Here is an 18,902-nt window from a genome sequence, read left to right as displayed (position 1 = left end):
GGAATGATGGGCTCGCTCAGATTTTCGGCATCGCCTCTTAGACTAGTACGGCGAGATGTTGTTCACTTACGGCCTTGGCTAGCATGTAAAACTCGGCCGACCGCCCACACTGCGCCGGGCATCCGCTTCAATAAAGGAAAAGTTGAGGCTGGTAATGCGAGCGAAGGATCGGCGAGTCAAAAGGCCAGCCTGACGGTGAATTCAGGCCAGGCCTGTTTTCAATGCGGGCCAGGACCCCTAACGCCGAGAATTGAACTCGTCGATGGCCGCACCGCGATGATGTGAGATCGCCCGGGGATTTGAATTACAGATCCGCGCGTCCTTGCCGTAGCAAGGCCGTGACGGGGTCCTGCACGCCTTTTCGCTTCAATACTCGAACGTCTTGTCGTCCGACTTGTATGCTCGTCGAAATTCGTCTTCCCAGGGATCGAAAAATTTCTCGCCGTTAGGAAGCGGCGGCTTAGCTGGCCGGTCGTCTTTTTTGTGCTGTTCGTTTGAATCGTTCATGCATCAGCTTGTAGCCAGAAGAGGCGAACGCGTCGACTATGCGCCGTACACATTTTGCGGAAACCGTTAGATTGCGTGATCGGATTCGGCAGTACCTTCTCCGCAATTTACCTGCTCGGGTTATAACTTAAACACCAAGCAGCCATTGCCTCAAATCTCCGCGCTACTTGTTCGCCTAGTTCCGAATCTGGCCCATCCTCGCAACCTTCGCGAACCTGATTAGCAGTCTTAGTGAGAACGCCGGCGGCGTCTTCCCGCGAGATAAGGCCTTTATCCATCAACAAATGCAAAGTGTTTATCGAAGCCAACGAATTCGCGCCGGAGATGACGTCATGCTCATTATCCCACAGATTGCTAGCCAACTGTGCCTCCAAATTATGTTGTCAAAGCATAAGAGCAGAGAGGGGCTCGAAGGTCCAGACGCGGCGAGACCGATTGGATCTTGGATGCCTGCAAGCTGAAATGGCAAAATAGTCCGAGCCAAAGCATGATGCTTGAGCCGGCTAGACGAAGCCGAGGAAATTGGCTGCGAGTTTGCCATAGCGTATGGCGAGGCGTCCCATTGTTTGAGCTTGGCGAAGTAACTCTCGACGCCCCAGCGCTGCTTGTAAGCAACGCTGATGCTTGCCGCGGCGTCGCGGCGGAATGATCATCACCCTGATGAAGGAGGATGTGATGGAGGCTGCCGGCATCCTGGCCGCAATCGGCGAGCACCTGTTTGGCCGGCAGTCCCCGAACGAGATCGCAGACCAGACCCATATCGTTCTGCTTCCCTAGGCCGAGATGGTAACGAACCGGCAGCTGGAGGGAATCCACTAGAGCATGGCCTTTGCTGCCTGACCTCCAAAAGTAAGTGTTGAACTGATCTGCTGCTCCGAATCCAAATCATTTGATTTCACTACAGCGCAGCCTCCGACGCTCAGTAAACTCGACGCGGTTCAAAATCCGCCGTATTAACGCCCGCCATCAGAATGAAAATTAGATCCTGGGCATCTCGATGGAACCCTGACGTGCCCGTACCGTTCTCCACTCAAGGGAGAATACGCATGTCGAAAACGCTTCTCTACGCCGCGACCAAGATTGACGAGATGAACAGTGCCTATTCGCCAATCGAAAGCCTGGCCGCCTTCCAGTGGAAGAACCGTGTCTTCATTCTTTTCGCCGACAGGGATAATGCCCGCGCGGCGCGCCAGGAAAACCAGCTGCTGGCCGACCGCAGCGCGCTCGATGAGCGCGATATGGTGGTGCTGAAGGTCTCGGGCGGCAAGGTGCGGGCGCTTTTCGGCGCTGCCGATGGCCTCGATGGCGAAATGATCCGCCGCGATCTCGATGCGCCGGAGACGGGTGAATTCGCCGCCTTCCTTGTCGGCAAGGACTGCACCGTCAAGCTCAAGGTCAGCGAGCCGATCACCAATGGCGAGCTCTTCGCCATCATCGACAGCATGCCGATGCGCGCTGCCGAGACGCTGAAGTCGGATAAATAGCCCCGACGAACATCGCAAACATAAAGGGAGGCGGTCATGTCCGTGCCCAACGAACCCATTCCCGATCAGCCGCCAATGCCGGCACCCGGCTGGAAGCCGGTGCCGCCGATCACCGAGCCGGAGCCGGACCGACTTCCCGATGAAGCGCCGGTCCCCAATCCCGATGAAAACGACGAGCCGGCCAAGCACGTTTCGGCGACTTAAAGGAAGATGTGGCGCTCGGCGCCGACGAGTTCCTGCAGGAAATCGACGACGCTGCGGACGCGCACGAGGTCGCGAGCCGTTTCGTGATAGGTCGTCCAATAGGCGCGCCGGATCGAAATGTCAGGCAGGATGCGCTGCAGTTCCGGATATTGCCGCGCGATATAATCATGCAGGATGCCGATGCCGGCGCCTGATCGCACCGCCTCCGTCTGGCCGATCGCCGTCGAAATTTCGAAGCCGGCGTCCCAGCTGCGCATTACCTCGCCGGAGAAATTCAGCGAGGCGGTGAAGATCAGATCCTCGACATAGCCGATGCGCGGATGCGCCTTCAGTGCCTCCACATCGCCGGGTCTTCCGTTTGAGCCGAGGTAGTCGCGTGAGGCATAGAGGCCAAGTGTATAGTCCGTCAGCTTGGAGGAGACGAGCCGGCCCTGTTCGGGACGTTCCAGCGTGATGGCGATATCGGCCTCACGCTGCGACAGCGAGAAGGAGCGCGGCACCGGCACAAGCTGGATCTTCAGCGCTGGGTGGCGCTCGATCAGCCTGCCCATGCGCGGTGCAAGAAAGGAGACGCCGAAACCATCGGGCGCGCCGACGCGCACCGTCCCGGCGATCGCCGTGTCGGTGTGGCCGAGATTGGCCTGCGCCGCGAGCATTTCGGTTTCCATCCGCTCGGCGGCGTTAAGGAAGATGCCGCCTTCGGCCGTCAGCTCGCAGCCGTTCGTGCGGCGCACGAAGAGCCGCGTCTTCAGCGCGTCTTCGAGCGACGTCAGCCGGCGCGAAAGCGTGGCGTGGTTAAGCCCCAGGCGCTTCGAAGCGGCAAGGATCTGTCCGGTTCGGGCGACGGCCAGGAAAATGCGAACGTCATCCCAGTTCATCACTTGGCCCGCATTGCAATCGGATCGACCTCGATAAGCGTCAGCGACGTCACCATGCCGGCCGTCTCCTTCTTGTATTTGAGGAAATGCGGTGTCCGCAGATGGGCCTCATAGGCCTTTTGGTCGGCGTAAACTTCGAGAATGCGAACGCGGTTTGGAACCTGGCGCATGGAAACGGCGCTGAGCGAAAGGACACCCTCTTCCAGCGCGACCGAAGCCTCGATTTCCTCCGCAAGCAACGTCCGATAGTCGTCGAGCCTCTCGGCGGCGATCTCCAGCTCCGCCATTCGCACGACAGGATTTTGGCTCATCGGTCGACCTTTCTGAGTTTGACTTGTCCGCAGGACGCGGCAAGTTCGGAAGCAGCAGCGCTGCCTCGGAGCTATAAAATGCGCACAACAGTTGCTTATATCAACGCGTTGATTTGTGCAAATTGAAGTGCGATTATAGGCCATCCAAACAGGAGGAACATCCATGCGTGAGATTGGACATTTCATCGGCGGCAAGCAGGTCGCCGGCACCAGCGGCCGCGTCAGCAACGTCTACAATCCGGCGACCGGCGAAGTGCAGGCGACCGTCGCCCTCGCCAGCGTCGAGGAGCTTCGCGCCGCCGTCGAGAACGCCAAGGCCGCGCAGCCGAAATGGGCTGCCACCAACCCGCAGCGCCGCGCTCGCGTCTTCTTCAAATTCGTCGAGCTCCTGAACAAGCATATGGACGAACTTGCCGAATTGATTTCGAAAGAACACGGCAAGACGATCGAGGATGCCAAGGGCGACGTCGTTCGTGGCCTCGAAGTCTGCGAATTCGTATGCGGCATCCCGCATCTCGCCAAGGGTGAGTTCACCGAGGGCGCGGGTCCGGCGATCGACATGTATTCGATCCGCCAGCCGGTCGGAATCGGCGCCGGCATCACTCCCTTCAATTTTCCCGGCATGATCCCGATGTGGATGTTCGCGCCGGCGATCGCCTGCGGCAATGCCTTCATCCTGAAGCCCTCCGAGCGCGATCCCTCCCTGCCGATCCGTCTTGCCGAACTGATGATCGAAGCCGGTCTGCCGGCCGGCATCCTCAACGTCGTCAACGGCGACAAGGGTGCCGTCGACGCGATCCTCACCGATCCCGATATCGGCGCCGTTTCCTTCGTCGGCTCCACGCCGATCGCCCGCTACGTCTACGGCACGGCAGCCATGAACGGCAAGCGTGCCCAGTGCTTCGGCGGCGCCAAGAACCACATGATCATCATGCCGGATGCCGATATGGATCAGGCCGTCAACGCGCTGATGGGCGCAGGCTATGGTTCGGCCGGCGAGCGCTGCATGGCGATCTCGGTTGCCGTTCCAGTCGGCGAAGAAACCGCCAACCGCCTCGTCGAGAAGCTGACGCCGAAGATCGAATCGCTGCGCATCGGCCCCTATACCGACGACAAGGCCGACATGGGCCCGCTCGTCACAAAGGAAGCCTATAACCGCGTTCGCGGCCTCATCGACCGTGGCGTCGAGGAAGGCGCCAAGCTCGTGGTCGATGGCCGCGACTTCAAGCTCCAGGGCTATGAAGACGGTTATTTCGTCGGCGGCTGCCTGTTCGATCACGTCACGCCTGAGATGGACATCTACAAGACCGAGATCTTCGGGCCTGTTCTTTCCGTCGTTCGCGCCCAAAACTATGAGGAAGCGCTGTCGCTGCCGATGAAGCACGAATATGGCAACGGTGTTGCGATCTACACCCGCGACGGCGACGCCGCCCGCGATTTTGCCTCGCGCATCAATATCGGCATGATCGGCATCAACGTTCCGATCCCGGTTCCGCTCGCCTACCACTCCTTCGGCGGCTGGAAGGCCTCAAGCTTCGGCGACCTCAACCAGCACGGCACGGATTCGATCAAGTTCTGGACGAAGACAAAGACGGTCACCGCGCGCTGGCCCTCCGGCATCAAGAGCGGCGCCGAGTTCGTCATGCCGACGATGAAGTGATCTGCGCGACAGTTCGAACTACAATGCGGGGGCCTTCGGCCCCCGTTTCATTTGAGCGTTGGCAGGCCATTTTGGACTATAACCAGACGATCGCGGAGCAGGATTGATGTCGCGGCAAATGGCCTCATAAGCTGAATGCGAATTTCATATTTTGGAATTGTTCAAAACTGCCAAACCGCCTATATACGTCTGAACAGGCACGAGTCAGGAGATCGGCATGCGGTTGACGAAGCAGACCAACTATGCGGTTCGCATGTTGATGTATTGTGCTGCCAACGAAGGGCAGCTGAGCCGGATTCCGGAAATTGCCAAGGCCTACGGGGTTTCCGAACTCTTTCTTTTCAAGATCCTGCAGCCGCTGAACAAGGCGGGTTTGGTCGAAACCGTGCGCGGCCGTAACGGCGGCGTGCGTTTGGGCAAACCGGCGGCCGAAATCACGCTCTTCGACGTCGTGCGGGTCACGGAAGACAGTTTCGCCATGGCCGAATGCTTCGAAGACGACGGCATGGTCGAATGCCCGCTGGTCGACAGCTGTGGCTTGAACTCGGCGCTGCGCAAGGCGTTGAACGCCTTCTTCGGCGTGCTTTCGGAATATTCGATCGACGACCTCGTCAAAGCCCGTCCTCAGATCAATTTCCTGCTGGGAATTACCGGCGAGCAGCACTACCGCAAGCCGGCGGCCGTTGCCCCCGCCGCCTGATTTGAAGAAACAGGTCTGACTTATGAAACCGCGGTTGCCTCGGCGATTGCGGTTTTTGTTTGCGCCGTCCGCTTGCGCATAAGGGTGCTGAAATGTCCAACATGCGCTGCTGAGAGGGCGCAATTATCCAAAATGCGACGAAATCCCGGACATTTTTGTCCGAATATTTCCGAATAAGGCTGATTTTTGACCAAAAATTTCTAAAATTGTCCAGCTGGAAAAATTTTCTCCGTAGGCCGTTGCTTTCAGTAGATAAATGTCGTTCCATCGACCGTCGATCGGGATGCCTACGGGTCTCCAGACATCAAAAAAGAACAACCGGGAAACAATATTATGAAAAAGATCTCTGTCATGCTGGCAGCGACGGCCCTGATTTCGGTCATGGCGACGTCCGCCTGGTCCAAGACCCTTGTTTATTGCTCCGAGGGTTCGCCGGAAGGCTTCGACCCGAGCCTCTATACGGCAGGCACGACCTTCGACGCGTCCTCGCGCACCGTCTACAGCCGCCTCGTCGAATTCAAGCATGGCGGCACCGAGATCGAACCTGGTTTGGCCGACAGCTGGAGCGTTTCGGACGACGGCAAGGAATACACTTTCAAACTTCATCCCGGCGTCAAGTTCCAGACTACCGACTTCTTCACCCCGACGCGCGATTTCAACGCCGACGACGTCGTGTTCTCCTTCGAGCGCCAGCTGAAGTCCGACAATCCGTGGAACAAGTATGTCGAGGGCGGTTCTTACGAATACGCCGCCGGCATGGGCTTCCCGGAACTGATCAAGTCGGTCGAGAAGGTCGATGACCTTACGGTAAAGTTCACGCTCAACCATCCCGAAGCGCCGTTCCTGGCCGACCTCGCCATGGACTTCGCTTCCATCATGTCCAAGGAATATGCCGACAAGCTTGCCGCCGACGGCAAGATGGCGCAGCTGAACCAGCAGCCGCTCGGCACCGGCCCCTACACCTTCGTCGCCTATCAGCCGGATGCCGTCATCCGCTACAAGGCGAACGAGACCTATTTCAAGGGCAAGGAAAAGATCGACGATCTGGTTTTCGCGATCACCTCTGACGCTGCCGTGCGCGCTCAGAAGCTGAAGGCCGGCGAGTGCCACCTGATCCCTTATCCGAATGCCGCCGATGTTCCCGAACTGAAGAAGGATGAAAATCTGACCGTCCTGGAGCAGCCCGGCCTCAACGTCAGCTACCTTGCCTACAACACGCAGATGGCGCCCTTCGACAAGCCGGAAGTCCGCCGCGCACTGAATTCGGCGATCAACAAGCAGGCGATCGTCGACGCGGTCTTCCAGGGTGCGGCCACCGTTGCCAAGAACCCGATCCCGCCGACCATGTGGTCTTATAACGACGCCGTTCAGGACGAGAAGTACGATCCGGACGCGGCCAAGAAGGCTCTGGCCGAGGCCGGCGTCAAGGATCTCAGCATGAAGGTCTGGGCGATGCCGGTATCGCGCCCCTACATGCTGAATGCGCGCCGCGCTGCCGAACTGATCCAGGCCGACTTCGCCAAGATCGGCGTCAAGGTCGAGATCGTCACGCATGAATGGGCCGAGTATCTGAAGCTCTCCTCAGACGTGAAGCGCGATGGCGCCGTCATTCTCGGCTGGACGGGTGACAATGGCGACCCCGACAACTTTATGGATACGCTGCTCGGCTGCGATGCCGTCGGCGGCAACAACCGCGCTCAGTGGTGCAACAAGGAATACGACGACCTCATGACCAAGGCGAAGCTGACGGCCGATGTCGGCGAGCGCACAAAGGCCTATGAGCAGGCGCAGCTGATCTTCAAGAAGGAAGCCCCCTGGGCAACCCTCGACCATTCGCTCGTCTTCGTTCCGATGAGCAAGAAGGTCTCGGGCTTCAAGATGGACCCGCTCGGCATTCACCGTTTCGACGGCGTCGACGTATCCGAATAACAAGAATAATGTAAGAATGCCCGGCATAGCTGGGCGCAGCCGGCGGTCAGGACCTCCTGACCGCCGGAAACTATTGGACATCTGCCATGTTGCGTTTTTTTATCGGCCGCCTTGCGGTGCTGATCCCGACATTTCTCGGCGTTTCCCTAATTGCCTTCTCGTTCATCCGCCTGCTGCCCGGAGATCCCGTCATGCTGCTCTCGGGCGAACGCGTGATGGCGCCGGAGCGGCACGCCCAGATCATGCACGATCTCGGTTTCGACCGGCCCATGTATATGCAGTATTTCGACTATCTCGGAAAAGTGCTGCAGGGCGATCTCGGCACCTCGATCGTCACCAAGCGGCCCGTTCTCGGCGAATTCCTGACATTGTTTCCGGCAACACTGGAACTGTCCTTCTGCGCCATCATCCTTGCGGTCTGTCTTGGCGTGCCCGCCGGCGTCTTTGCGGCCGTCAAGCGAGGCACGTGGTTCGATCAGAGCGTGATGGGTGTCGCCCTCGTCGGTTATTCCATGCCGATTTTCTGGTGGGGTCTGCTGCTCATCATCTTCTTCTCCGGCTATCTCGGCTGGACCCCGGTTTCGGGCCGCATTTCGCTGATGTATTTCTTCAAGCCGGTGACCGGCTTCATGCTGATCGACAGCCTGCTGTCAGGTCAGAAAGGGGCCTTTGCTTCGGCCGTCAGCTATCTCATTCTGCCGACCATCGTGCTGGCGACCATCCCGCTCGCCGTCATCGCCCGCCAGACGCGCTCGGCCATGCTCGAGGTTCTCGGCGAGGACTATGTCCGCACCGCACGCTCGAAAGGTTTGAAGCCGCTGCGCGTCGTGGGCGTGCATGCACTGCGCAATGCAATGATTCCCGTCATCACCACGATCGGCCTACAGATCGGTGTCCTTCTTGCAGGCGCCATCCTCACCGAGACGATCTTCTCCTGGCCGGGCATCGGCAAATGGATGGTCGATTCGGTGTTCAAGCGTGATTACGCGGTGGTCCAGGGCGGCCTTCTCCTGATCGCCGGCGTCATCATGCTGGTCAATCTGGTTGTTGACGTCCTCTACGGCTTCATCAATCCGCGCATTCGTCACTAGGAGCGGTCCATGAGCACGGTCACCATCAAAACCGGCCAGCCATCCGCTCTTGCGGAATTCTGGCATTATTTTTCCCGCAACAAGGGCGCCGTCATCGGCCTCGTTGTTTTCGTCATCATCCTCGTCGTTGCGATCTTTGCACCGGTTTTTGCGCCGCATGCGCCGAACGAGCAGAATCGTGAAGTGCTCTTGGCAGTGCCGGCCTGGATGGAAGGAGGCCACGCCTCCTTTCCGCTCGGAACGGATGCCGTCGGCCGCGATATCCTCTCGCGCCTGATCTATGGCGCGCGCTTCTCGCTCTTCATCGGCGTCGTCGTCGTCACGCTTTCGGTCATATGTGGTGTCCTGATCGGCCTCGTCGCCGGCTATTTCCGCGGCCGGATCGATACCGCCATCATGCGCCTGATGGACATTATCCTGGCCTTTCCGTCGCTGCTGCTCGCGCTCGTGCTGGTGGCGGTCCTCGGACCTGGCCTTACCAACGCGATGATCGCGATTTCGCTGGTTAACCAGCCGCATTTCGTGCGGTTGACCCGCGCCTCGGTCATTTCCGAGCGTGAGAAGGAATATGTGATCGCCTCGCGCGTCGCCGGCGCGGGCACGCTCCGCCTGATGTTCAAGACGATCCTTCCGAACTGTCTCGGGCCGCTGATCGTTCAGGCGACGCTTGCCTTCTCGGCGGCGATTCTCGATGCCGCCGCCCTCGGCTTTCTCGGTATGGGCGCTCAGCCGCCGACACCCGAATGGGGCACCATGCTCGCCGAGTCCCGCGAATTCATCTCGCGTGCCTGGTGGGTCGTGACATTTCCGGGTCTTGCCATCCTCATCACCGTTCTTGCCATCAACCTGATGGGCGACGGCCTGCGCGATGCGCTTGACCCCAAACTGAAGAGGTCGTGATGCCGCTCCTCGAAATCGAAAATCTGACTGTCGAGTTCCAGACGTCATCCGGTCTTTTCCGCGCGGTCGATGGCGTATCGCTCACCTGCGACAAGGGCGAGATCCTCTCGGTCGTCGGTGAATCCGGTTCGGGCAAATCCGTCGCCATGCTGGCCCTGATGGGGCTCCTGCCGTGGACGGCGAGAATCACCGCCGACCGCATGCAGTTCGACGGCAAGGATCTGCGCGGCATCTCCGGCCGCCAGCGCCGTCGGATCGTCGGCAAGGAGATGGCGATGATCTTCCAGGAGCCGATGTCGAGCCTGAACCCGTGCTTCACTGTCGGTTTCCAGCTCGGCGAGACCCTGCGCGTCCATATGGGCCTCAACCGGAAAGAGCGCCGCGAACGTTCGATCGAACTCTTGAGTCTCGTCGGCATTCCAGCACCCGAAGACCGCCTGTCGAACTTCCCGCACCAGATGTCGGGCGGCATGAGCCAGCGCGTCATGATCGCCATGGCGCTCGCCTGCAATCCGAAGCTCCTGATCGCAGACGAGCCGACGACGGCGCTCGACGTGACGATCCAGGCGCAGATCCTCGATCTGCTCGTGCGCTTGCAGAAGGAGCAGGGCATGGCGCTGGTGCTGATCACTCATGACATGGGCGTCGTCGCCGAAACCGCCGAGCGCGTACAGGTGCAATATGCCGGTCAGAAGGTCGAGGAGCAGCCGGTGAAGGCACTGTTCCGTGACCCGCACCACCCCTATACGGCAGCCCTGCTTGCCGCCTTGCCTGAGCGCGCCGAAGTCGGCCAGCGCCTTCCCTCGATCGCCGGCGTCGTTCCCGGCCAGCACGGCCGCCCGACGGGCTGTCTGTTCGCCCCGCGCTGCGGCTATGCCACGGTCGAATGCGAGCGCGGTGTCGTGCGCCAGGGGCCCGAACTCGGCCGGGCGCTGTGCAACTATCCACTGAAGGACGGCAAGCCGCTGGGCCATCCCGGTGTCATGCGCGTTGAAACTGCAGGAGACCTGGTATGACGGGCGCTGTTCTCGAGGGCAGGGATCTCGCCCGTTTCTACACCGTCAACCGCGGCCTCTTCAAAGCCGACGCCACGGTCAAGGCGCTGAACGGCGTCAGCTTCAGCCTCCATTCCGGCAAGACACTTGCCGTCGTCGGTGAGTCCGGCTGCGGCAAGTCGACACTTGCCCGTCTGGTCACGATGATCGAGGATCCGACGGCCGGCGAATTGCTGATCGACGGCAAGCCGGCGCGGGTCGGCGACCGCAGCCTGCGCAGCCAGGTGCAGATCGTCTTCCAGAATCCCTACGGTTCGCTCAACCCGCGCCAGAAGGTCGGTGCGATCCTGGAAGAACCGCTAAAGATCAATACCGATCTCGATGCCAGCGCCCGCCGCCGCAAGGTGGAGGAGATGATGGCCCGTGTCGGCCTGCGCCCGGAGCATCACGGCCGCTACCCCCATATGTTCTCCGGCGGCCAGCGCCAGCGCATCGCCATTGCCCGCGCGTTGATGCTGCGGCCGAAGGTGCTGGTGCTCGACGAGCCAGTTTCGGCCCTTGATCTGTCGATCCAGGCGCAGGTGCTGAACTTGCTTATGGACCTGCAGAAAGAGATGGGCCTTGCCTACCTCTTCATCTCGCACGGCCTCTCGGTGGTCCACCACATCGCCGACGAGATAATGGTGATGTATCTGGGTCGCCCGATCGAAACCGGTCCCGCCGCCGAAGTCTTCGCCCGGGCGCGCCATCCCTATACGGCCGCCCTGCTGTCGGCGACCCCGATCGCCGACCCCGAGCGCGAGAAGACCCGCATCCGTCTGCAGGGCGAACTGCCGTCGCCTCTGAAGCCGCCGTCCGGCTGCCACTTCAACCCGCGTTGCTGGAAGGCGCAGGACTATTGTCGCCAGGTTTCTCCCGAATTAAGTGGAGAAGGCGCACAACAATATGCCTGTCATTTCCCGCTCGACTGAGCGGAAGCCGCCGTTTGAGAGGAAAAATGCAGGACGATCGGATCAACAAACCCCATGCGATCATCGTCATGGGGGTCAGCGGCTGCGGTAAGTCCTCGGTCGGCGAGAAACTCGCCGAGGCCTTGCACCTCCACTTCGTTGAAGGTGATGCGCTTCATCCGGCTTCCAATGTGGAGAAGATGTCGAAGGGCATTCCCTTGACCGATGAGGATCGGATGCCCTGGCTCGACCTGATCGGCAAACGCATGCAGGCATCGCTGGACAAAGGCGAGGGCATCATCGTCTCCTGTTCGGCGCTGAAGCGCATCTATCGCGACAGGCTGAGGGCTGCTGCCGGCGGCAATCTGCTCTTTGTCTACCTCGAAGGATCGAAGGCGCTGCTGACCAAGCGCATGGGCGAGCGCAAGGGGCATTTCATGCCGGTTTCGCTGCTCGAAAGTCAGCTGGCGACACTCGAGGTGCCGACAGGCGAACCCGGTGTCGTCACCGTCGATATCGGCGACACCATCGAAGGCATTGCGGCAACGGCCCTCAGGGGTCTCTCCACCCTCGGTGTTATGGCCTGAAGCGCTGCGGCGAGTAGGCCGAAATATCGATGAACGGCGTCTCGCCGGTGATGAGTTCCGCAAGCACGCGGCCGGTCACCGGCCCGAGCGTCAGCCCATGATGGGCGTGTCCGAAGGCGAACCATAGGCCCTGATGGCGCGGCGCCTTGCCGATGACGGGCATCATGTCTGATGTGCAGGGGCGCGCGCCCATCCATGGTTCGGGATCGAGCCTTCCTCCGAGAGGAAAAATGCTACGCGCCACGGCTTCGGCCCGGTCGAGCTGCACCGGCGTCTTCGGTGCGTCAAGCCTTGCGAACTCCGCCCCGGTCGTCAGGCGGATGCCTCGGTTCATCGGCGCCAGCAAATAACCGCGTTCGGCATCGAGGATCCAGTTGTTGAGCATGGCATTGCCCTTGGCGGCATAATGCATGTGATAGCCGCGCTTGACGCCGAGCGGAAAGGAATAGCCGAGCCGGCGCGTCGCGACGGCTGCCCAGGGGCCGAGCGCCAGGACCGCGTCCTCCGCTTCGAGCGGGCCCTCGCTGGTCATGATCTTCCAGCCGGCGCCGAACTGGCCGAGCGAAGCGGCATCGCCCGTGACGAAGCGCCCGCCAAGGCTTTCGAAATAGCGGCGATAGGCTGCTGTCAGCGCATGCGGATCGAGCACCGACCAGGGATCGCGCCAGCGGATACCGCCGGCGAAGGGGACGGTAATATCGGGTTCCATGCGGGCGATATCGGCCGATGTCAGGCTGTCATAGGTCACACCGAATTCGCTCTGCCAAAGCGCAGCCTCGGCGAGGGCCTCGTCGCGCATCGTCTCGGTCCGGAAGATCTTCACCCAGCCGTCCTTACGGATCAGCGCCTGCGCTTGCGAGGCCTCGATCAGATCCTTGTGCTCGGCAACCGAGTTTTCGATCAGCGGCGCGTAGGCCCGTGTGATGACCGCGTGGCGCCGGGCATTCGAGTTCCACCAGTAACGGGCAAGGAAGGCGAGCTGGCTTGGCAGGGCACTGAGATGATAATGGGCATCGATTTCGTTGTTGAGTGCATAACGCAGCAACATGCCGAGCTGCTGGGGGAAGCCGTAAGGCGCAACCCCTTCGCGCTGGATCAGGCCGGCATTGCCGAAGGAGGTTTCGCTGCCCGGATCCTTCCGGTCGATCAGCGTTACCGGTCGGCCGCGCCGCTGAAGATGGATTGCCGTGGACACCCCGACGATGCCGGCGCCGAGCACGATTGCGTTCTTCGTCATTCCCCTGCATTCCGCATTGTCATCGGTTGAAAATGCCCTCGCCGATCCCGCAGCGCAAACGAAAAATCGCATTCATTTCAAAATCATTGCGCTTTCCAGTGCGGCATTTTCAGCCTTTACGCGCACATGCAGGATGGCAGCATTGAAAAGCGAAAAGACGATAGCATAGGCGGGCAGGCCGAAGGCAAAGGGAAGAGCGACAATCTCGCCGATGACGATCGCATAGTTCGGATGCCGGAGGAGGCGATAGGGTCCCGATTTCACCAGCGGCGTGCCGGGCACGATGATGATGCGTGTCGTCCAGCGGTCCTTCAGCGTCGCCAGCACCCAGAGCCGCAGCGCCTGTAGCCCCATGAACACCAAAAACCAGAAGGGTTGAACCGGCCTGCCTGGCGCCAGCAGCCAAAGCCCCATGATCCAGGCGGCATGCAGCGTCACGATGATGGGATAATGCTCCGGGGCGACCTCCCGGCCGCCTCTGGCGAGCAGGGCGGCAGTGTTGCGCCGGGCAAGCACGAGCTCGCCCAGCCGCTGCAGCGTCACGAATGTCAGGAGCACAATCGACGGCCACATCATGCCGCCCTCCGCAGCGTCACGCAACTCGCCGAAAAGCCTGGCCCCATGGCGATCATCGCCGCCCGCTCCGGCAGTCCGGCGCGGATTGCCCGCTCCAGCACGAACAGCACGGTCGGCGAAGACATGTTGCCATATTCGGCAAGGACGGCTCGTTCGTGGTCGAGCGTGCCGGGTGTCAATGAAAGCGCGCTCTCCATCGCAGCCAACACCTTCGTGCCGCCCGGATGGCAGATGAAGCGGTCGATATCTGGCAGTCCCAGCCCGTTTCGCGCCAGGATGGCCATCACCGCCGGGGCGAGTTCCCGTTCGGCGAAGGGCGGCAAGGATTGCGCCAGCACAATGCCGAAGCCGCCATCGTCGATCTTCCAGCCCATGATATCGAGCGTGTCCGGGAAGAGGTGCTCGCCTGTTGATTCCACTTCGGCCAGTCCGCCTTCGCCGGCGCGGAGCACGCAGGCGGCCGCGCCGTCGCCGAACAGCGCTGTCGCAATGATGTTCGGCCGCGTCAGCTCGTCCAGCCGGAAGGCGAGCGTGCAAAGCTCGATCGAGACGAAAAGTACGACGGCACCCGGGCGGCTCCGTGCCAGCCGCGCCGCGATGGCAAAGCCCGAGACGCCGGCCGCGCAGCCGAGCCCGAAGACCGGCACCCGCTCGATATCGGCCCTGAAGCCCATGCGGCGGGCAAGCTGCGCATCGAGGCTCGGCGTCGTAAAACCGGTGGAAGAGACGGTCACGATACAATCGACATCGCCAGCGCTGAGGTCCGCCCGGCGAAGCGCCAAGGTGGCCGCCTCGACGAAAAGCGCGCTCGCCACCTCGGCATAGGCCTGCATGCGGTCCTGCCAGCCATGCGTTTCGTCGAACCAGGCAAGCGGCCGCGCCGCATGGCGCTTGTTGATTCCGGCGCTGTCGAAGACGCGGGCAAGATGATGGAAATCCTCGAAACGGCCGGCAAACAGCCGGGCCGAGGCTTCGGCCGCCTGATTTTGCAAGATGACATGTTCGGGCGTGGCGGTGGCGAGGCTGACGAGACTGACGGTATCGGTCACGGAATTCTCCTTGTCGTTCCGGCGCAATGCTGAAAACACCCGGTCCCGATGATTTATTCGGCTTTGGACTTCACGAAGCAGTGATGGAGAAAATAGAGAGGCCGGCGAATAAAGCCCGGGGCAGCGGTGTTCTCTCCCCGCAACGTCACTTTCGAGGAGTTTTTCCATGACGATCATGACAGCCCGTATCGCTTCCGTCCTTCTTGGCGGCTGCCTTGCCGCTTCGCTCTTCTCCGGCCCGGTCTTTGCTGTCGGCAACGACAACAGCACGATGCCGACCTGCAAGAAGGGCGAGATCTATGACCAGAAGACCAAGAAATGCGTCAAGCAGCAGAGCGCCAATGTCTCGGACGAGAACCGTACCGACTATGCCTATTCGCTGGCCAAGGCCGGCCGTTATGAAGAGGCGCTTGCCATGCTCGATACGGTCAAGGACCAGAACAGCGCCGAGGTGCTGAACTATCGCGGTTACGCCACCCGCAAGCTCGGGCGCACCGACGAAGGCATCTCCTACTACCTGCAATCGGTGAAAATCGATCCGCAATACGCCAAGGTCCGTGAATATCTCGGCGAAGCCTATGTCATCAAGGGCCGGCTCGATCTCGCAAAGGAGCAATTGAACACGATCAAGGCGATCTGCGGCACGGCTTGCGAGGAATATCAGGATCTGAACGCTGTCATCCTCGACCCATCGAAGATCTGAGCTTAGGCCACTAGCGGGAATGGAGCCGGGAAAGGATATCCGAATGTCGGTCGCGCACGCTACAATTCCTGCCTATAGTCGCGCGAGAATAGAATCGCCTGTTCATCAGGCGGTTCCAAGGGATGCAGGATTGGCGGAGGCGGTCATCGCGAGCGAAGCGGATATCAGGAGCGGTCTGACGGAAAACCTGGCCAGGCTCTGGTGTTATGGTCTCGTTCTCTCGCATCAGCGCGATGTCGCCGACGATCTGGTGCAGGCGACCTGCCTTCGCGCGCTCGAGCGCGCCGGCCAGTTCGTTCCCGGCACCCGGCTCGACCGCTGGCTGTTTTCGATCCTGCATTCGATCTGGCTGAACGAGATCCGCTCGCGCCGGGTGCGCCAAGGCCAGGGTTTCGTCGATGCCGGCGAGGCGCTGACGTTCGACGGCGCACACGATACCGAAACGCATGTGATGGCGGGGCAGGTGCTGAAGCAGGTAAATGCGTTGCCCGAGGCGCAGCGAACGGTGGTTTTCCTCGCCTATGTGGAAGGACTTTCCTATCGCGAGGTAGCCGGCATACTGGATATTCCGATCGGGACCGTGATGAGCCGGCTGGCGGCCGCCCGCGCCAGGCTCTCCGGCGCCGCACGGGAAGGGGGACGGCCATGAGCACGAAACACACCATTCCCTCCGACGAGGTCTTGACCGCCTTCATCGACGGCGAACTGACGGCGGAAGAGGCAGCTCGCATCGAGGCGATCGTGCAGGAGGACGAGAGCGTCGCCGCACGGCTGGAGTTCCTGGCCCGCGCCAACCTGCCATTCGAGCAAGCTTTCGCCCCGCTGCTCTCCGAAGCCCCGCGCGAAAAACTGCAGGCGATGCTCGCCGCCATTCCTGCGCATGAGGGCGCGAGGTCCGCCTCAGCGCCCGCTGCCACGCGCCGCCGCGTCCTCGGCGCTCTCGCCGCCTCGCTTGTGGCCGGCATCGCCATCGACCGCACCGTCATCGGCATCGGCAGGGGCTTTTCCGCAAAGGACGAAAGCAGCGAATGGCGCGCCGTGGTCGCCGACTATATCTCGCTCTATACCGCCGAAACGCTTGCCGGCCCCGTGCCCGGCAGGCAGGACCAGGCCGCCCAGCTTGCCAGTCTCGACGAGAAGCTTGGCCTGTCACTCTCTCCGGAAGCCGTTTCGCTCCCGGGGGTCGATTTCAAACACGCCCTGCTGCTGCAATATGACGGCAAGCCGCTCGCCCAGATCGCCTATCTCGATCCCGAGACCGGCCCGATGGCGCTCTGCATCGTCCGCTCCGATGCCGGTCCCAAGGCGCCAGATGTCGAAAGCCGCAAGGGGATGAACGTCGTTTATTGGTCAAATGGGACGCACGCCTTCATGTTGATCGCCCGCGTCCGGATCGACCGGGCGCAAGAATTGGCCGAGCACGTCCGGAGCAGGCTTTCAGCCTGACCTTGTTTACCGCCTTCGGCGCAGATGTTGCCCCTAATCCCTTGGGCGCTTTAGAATTATACGGGTATTTCCCCGACCAGGCAGGGTCTGTGCGCGGCCCCTCGATGTCGCTTTCATGTTTGTCTCCCATCGCGGGTCTTTTCGGTTATTCCTGGAGCTTGACTCTGATCGTCATTGCCGCCATCGCGATCTACGTCGTGGTCGGAAATGTGGTGTAATCGCCGCTGCGCGAATCCGGTAAAAGAGAAGTTCAGACGGTGGCGGCCAACCCCACACTTAAAGTTTCGACCATCGGCGATGTGCGAATGAACGTGCTTGTGCGGCCACAAACGCATTGCTCTCCGTTAAGTGATCCGGGATGAAATCATGAATTTAATCGTCAAACGGCTTTTGTTTTTCTGCGTGTTCCCACTGGTCAGTTTTTGTCTTGTTGTTGTTGGATGGATTTATAGCGGGGCACCGGGGCTCCCCGCACCCAGTTTGAAGCGGATAGCCCTGGCTGATTGGCAACCGCGCGATTCGGCTGGAGAATTTGTCTATCACAACAAGCTTTGGCTCCTGGGCGGTTGGAAAACCAAGCCAACCGAGTTGCTTCGAGATGTCTGGAATTCGGTGGATGGCATCAAGTGGGACCTAGTCCAGTCGGAGCTGCCTTTCCATTATACCGACCTGCCGATGACGATCGTATTCAAGGACCGAATGTGGGTACTGGGTGGGACCACACTCTCCGATCCTGAGCATCCTGCCACCAATTCGGTGTGGAACTCCGATGACGGAGTTCACTGGAACAACGTGCAATCAGCGGCTTCATGGAGCCCAAGAACAGCCACGCCGATTGTGATGCTAAATGGCAAGCTGTGGATTCTCGGGGGGCTTGAGTTGGTAGATGGCAAGCAGACTCTTAAGAACGATGTGTGGAGCTCCAGCGATGGTATCAATTGGACCAAAGTGACAGATCACGCGGCATGGCAGCCGCGGGCATTTCACGCAGCCGTCGCTTTCCACGGCAAGCTATGGGTTCTTGGCGGCGGGTCATATCACCCAGACTACGTCGCCTTTAACGACATCTGGAACTCTGAAGATGGCATCAACTGGATAAAAGTTTCCGATGGGCCGTGGAGTGGACGGATCTGGTTTTCCGCGGCAGAGTATCGAGACCGCATGTGGGTCATAGGTGGCTGGAGTAAAGGGACGCTTAACGTCGGCGGAATTTGGTTCACGGACGATGGCGTTGATTGGACGCGATTGCCTTTATCCGACAGCTGGCGACCAAGACATGAACAATCGACTTATGTTGTTGGCGATAAGATAATCATCGCTGGCGGGCATGCAGATCCAATCACAAATGAAGTGTGGGAGCTGAAAGTTCCTCCGCTATGGCTGGAATTCGATCGCCTCGTCCATCAAATTCTACCTTTCGTGAACGGACGGGCGGACGGCAGGGCGGATTGATCCAAAGGTCGAGTGCTCAACGGCAACGATGCGCCAAGGATCTCGCGCTATCCCGCACCTTAGCAATCGAGGTGTTGCCCTCGGGAGGGCGAGATACCTCGTGAAGGCCGGGAGTTGCGAATGGCCGCTCCCTCCCGCCAGGAGCGACTCGCAATCGACTTAACTTCCATTAAAAAGTCCGTGGGCATGCGGATGAGAGCACTTGATCAAGCGCACGAACTGATAGTAGCAGATGCGTCGAGA

19 protein-coding genes and 1 pseudogene are annotated in these 18,902 nt (G+C 60.4%); 14 read left to right on the top strand and 6 right to left on the bottom strand.

The features are described 5' to 3' along the window. Positions 1–981: 981 nt before the first annotated feature. Positions 982–1,344: pseudogene (locus tag AC13QO_RS26040) on the bottom strand (transposase); the annotation flags it as partial. A 209-nt stretch (positions 1,345–1,553) separates the two neighbouring features. Here AC13QO_RS26040 and AC13QO_RS26035 point away from each other — a divergent pair. Then, positions 1,554–1,991: a DUF4174 domain-containing protein gene (locus tag AC13QO_RS26035; RefSeq protein WP_183706654.1), complete on the top strand. Its 438-nt coding sequence runs from the start codon at positions 1,554–1,556 to the stop codon at positions 1,989–1,991. A gap of 36 nt (positions 1,992–2,027) precedes the next feature. Further along, on the top strand, positions 2,028–2,195 hold the full coding sequence (locus AC13QO_RS26030; protein WP_020920431.1) for a hypothetical protein: 168 nt from the start codon (positions 2,028–2,030) through the stop codon (positions 2,193–2,195). Here AC13QO_RS26030 and AC13QO_RS26025 read toward each other — a convergent pair. Continuing rightward, positions 2,192–3,073 carry a LysR family transcriptional regulator gene (locus AC13QO_RS26025; RefSeq protein WP_285195948.1) on the bottom strand — a complete coding sequence of 294 codons (882 nt, stop codon included), beginning with the start codon at positions 3,071–3,073 and terminating at the stop codon, positions 2,192–2,194. The genes AC13QO_RS26030 and AC13QO_RS26025 overlap by 4 nt on opposite strands. Further along, positions 3,073–3,384, bottom strand: a complete 312-nt coding sequence (locus AC13QO_RS26020) for a putative quinol monooxygenase (protein WP_488542286.1) — start codon at positions 3,382–3,384, stop codon at positions 3,073–3,075. The genes AC13QO_RS26025 and AC13QO_RS26020 overlap by 1 nt, the downstream gene beginning before the upstream one ends. 163 nt (positions 3,385–3,547) lie before the next feature. Between AC13QO_RS26020 and AC13QO_RS26015 the strand changes: the two genes are divergently transcribed. The 8 genes from AC13QO_RS26015 to AC13QO_RS25980 all read left to right on the top strand — a co-directional run bounded on the left by AC13QO_RS26015 (position 3,548) and on the right by AC13QO_RS25980 (position 12,196). Next, positions 3,548–5,044 carry a CoA-acylating methylmalonate-semialdehyde dehydrogenase gene (locus AC13QO_RS26015; protein WP_020920434.1) on the top strand — a complete coding sequence of 499 codons (1,497 nt, stop codon included), beginning with the start codon at positions 3,548–3,550 and terminating at the stop codon, positions 5,042–5,044. 217 nt (positions 5,045–5,261) lie between these two features. Further along, the gene (rirA, locus tag AC13QO_RS26010) at positions 5,262–5,744 is read left to right on the top strand and encodes an iron-responsive transcriptional regulator RirA (protein WP_430957012.1); all 483 of its coding nucleotides are present in this window, start codon (positions 5,262–5,264) and stop codon (positions 5,742–5,744) included. A gap of 333 nt (positions 5,745–6,077) precedes the next feature. Beyond that, positions 6,078–7,673, top strand: a complete 1,596-nt coding sequence (locus AC13QO_RS26005) for an ABC transporter substrate-binding protein (protein ID WP_097598968.1) — start codon at positions 6,078–6,080, stop codon at positions 7,671–7,673. Between the two features lie 86 nt (positions 7,674–7,759). Then, positions 7,760–8,764 (top strand): ABC transporter permease subunit, encoded by a 1,005-nt coding sequence (locus tag AC13QO_RS26000; RefSeq protein ID WP_097598967.1) that lies wholly within the window; start codon positions 7,760–7,762, stop codon positions 8,762–8,764. Positions 8,765–8,773: 9 nt separating this feature from the next. Next, the gene (locus tag AC13QO_RS25995; protein ID WP_488542285.1) at positions 8,774–9,664 is read left to right on the top strand and encodes an ABC transporter permease subunit; all 891 of its coding nucleotides are present in this window, start codon (positions 8,774–8,776) and stop codon (positions 9,662–9,664) included. Further along, complete coding sequence (locus tag AC13QO_RS25990) at positions 9,664–10,680, top strand: ABC transporter ATP-binding protein (RefSeq protein ID WP_085777038.1); 1,017 nt, start codon at positions 9,664–9,666, stop codon at positions 10,678–10,680. Before AC13QO_RS25995 ends, AC13QO_RS25990 begins: the two co-directional genes overlap by 1 nt. Then, positions 10,677–11,630, top strand: a complete 954-nt coding sequence (locus AC13QO_RS25985) for a peptide ABC transporter ATP-binding protein (protein ID WP_488542284.1) — start codon at positions 10,677–10,679, stop codon at positions 11,628–11,630. The genes AC13QO_RS25990 and AC13QO_RS25985 overlap by 4 nt, the downstream gene beginning before the upstream one ends. Before the next feature lie 26 nt (positions 11,631–11,656). Then, entirely contained in the window at positions 11,657–12,196 is a 540-nt protein-coding gene (locus tag AC13QO_RS25980; RefSeq protein ID WP_488542283.1) for a gluconokinase, read from the top strand. Here AC13QO_RS25980 and AC13QO_RS25975 read toward each other — a convergent pair. The 3 genes from AC13QO_RS25975 to AC13QO_RS25965 form a co-directional block, all read right to left on the bottom strand. Continuing rightward, positions 12,186–13,433, bottom strand: coding sequence for an NAD(P)/FAD-dependent oxidoreductase (locus AC13QO_RS25975; protein WP_488542282.1), 1,248 nt, complete (start codon positions 13,431–13,433; stop codon positions 12,186–12,188). The genes AC13QO_RS25980 and AC13QO_RS25975 overlap by 11 nt on opposite strands. A 72-nt stretch (positions 13,434–13,505) precedes the next feature. Further along, entirely contained in the window at positions 13,506–14,009 is a 504-nt protein-coding gene (locus AC13QO_RS25970; RefSeq protein ID WP_488542281.1) for an isoprenylcysteine carboxyl methyltransferase family protein, read from the bottom strand. Then, positions 14,006–15,058 carry a type III polyketide synthase gene (locus AC13QO_RS25965; protein WP_488542280.1) on the bottom strand — a complete coding sequence of 351 codons (1,053 nt, stop codon included), beginning with the start codon at positions 15,056–15,058 and terminating at the stop codon, positions 14,006–14,008. The genes AC13QO_RS25970 and AC13QO_RS25965 overlap by 4 nt, the downstream gene beginning before the upstream one ends. Positions 15,059–15,224: 166 nt before the next feature. Between AC13QO_RS25965 and AC13QO_RS25960 the strand changes: the two genes are divergently transcribed. From AC13QO_RS25960 to AC13QO_RS25945, 4 genes are all read left to right on the top strand, one after another. Then, positions 15,225–15,761, top strand: a complete 537-nt coding sequence (locus tag AC13QO_RS25960) for a tetratricopeptide repeat protein (RefSeq protein WP_430957019.1) — start codon at positions 15,225–15,227, stop codon at positions 15,759–15,761. Between the two features lie 43 nt (positions 15,762–15,804). Then, positions 15,805–16,410 (top strand): RNA polymerase sigma factor, encoded by a 606-nt coding sequence (locus tag AC13QO_RS25955; protein WP_488542279.1) that lies wholly within the window; start codon positions 15,805–15,807, stop codon positions 16,408–16,410. Next, positions 16,407–17,207, top strand: a complete 801-nt coding sequence (locus AC13QO_RS25950; protein WP_488542278.1) for an anti-sigma factor family protein — start codon at positions 16,407–16,409, stop codon at positions 17,205–17,207. The genes AC13QO_RS25955 and AC13QO_RS25950 overlap by 4 nt, the downstream gene beginning before the upstream one ends. A 366-nt stretch (positions 17,208–17,573) precedes the next feature. Next, positions 17,574–18,659 carry a Kelch repeat-containing protein gene (locus AC13QO_RS25945; protein ID WP_488542277.1) on the top strand — a complete coding sequence of 362 codons (1,086 nt, stop codon included), beginning with the start codon at positions 17,574–17,576 and terminating at the stop codon, positions 18,657–18,659. Positions 18,660–18,902: the final 243 nt, after the last annotated feature.

It is taken from the genome of Rhizobium sp. CNPSo 3670 (genome assembly GCF_057784555.1).
This window is presented reverse-complemented; position numbering and strand designations above follow the sequence as displayed.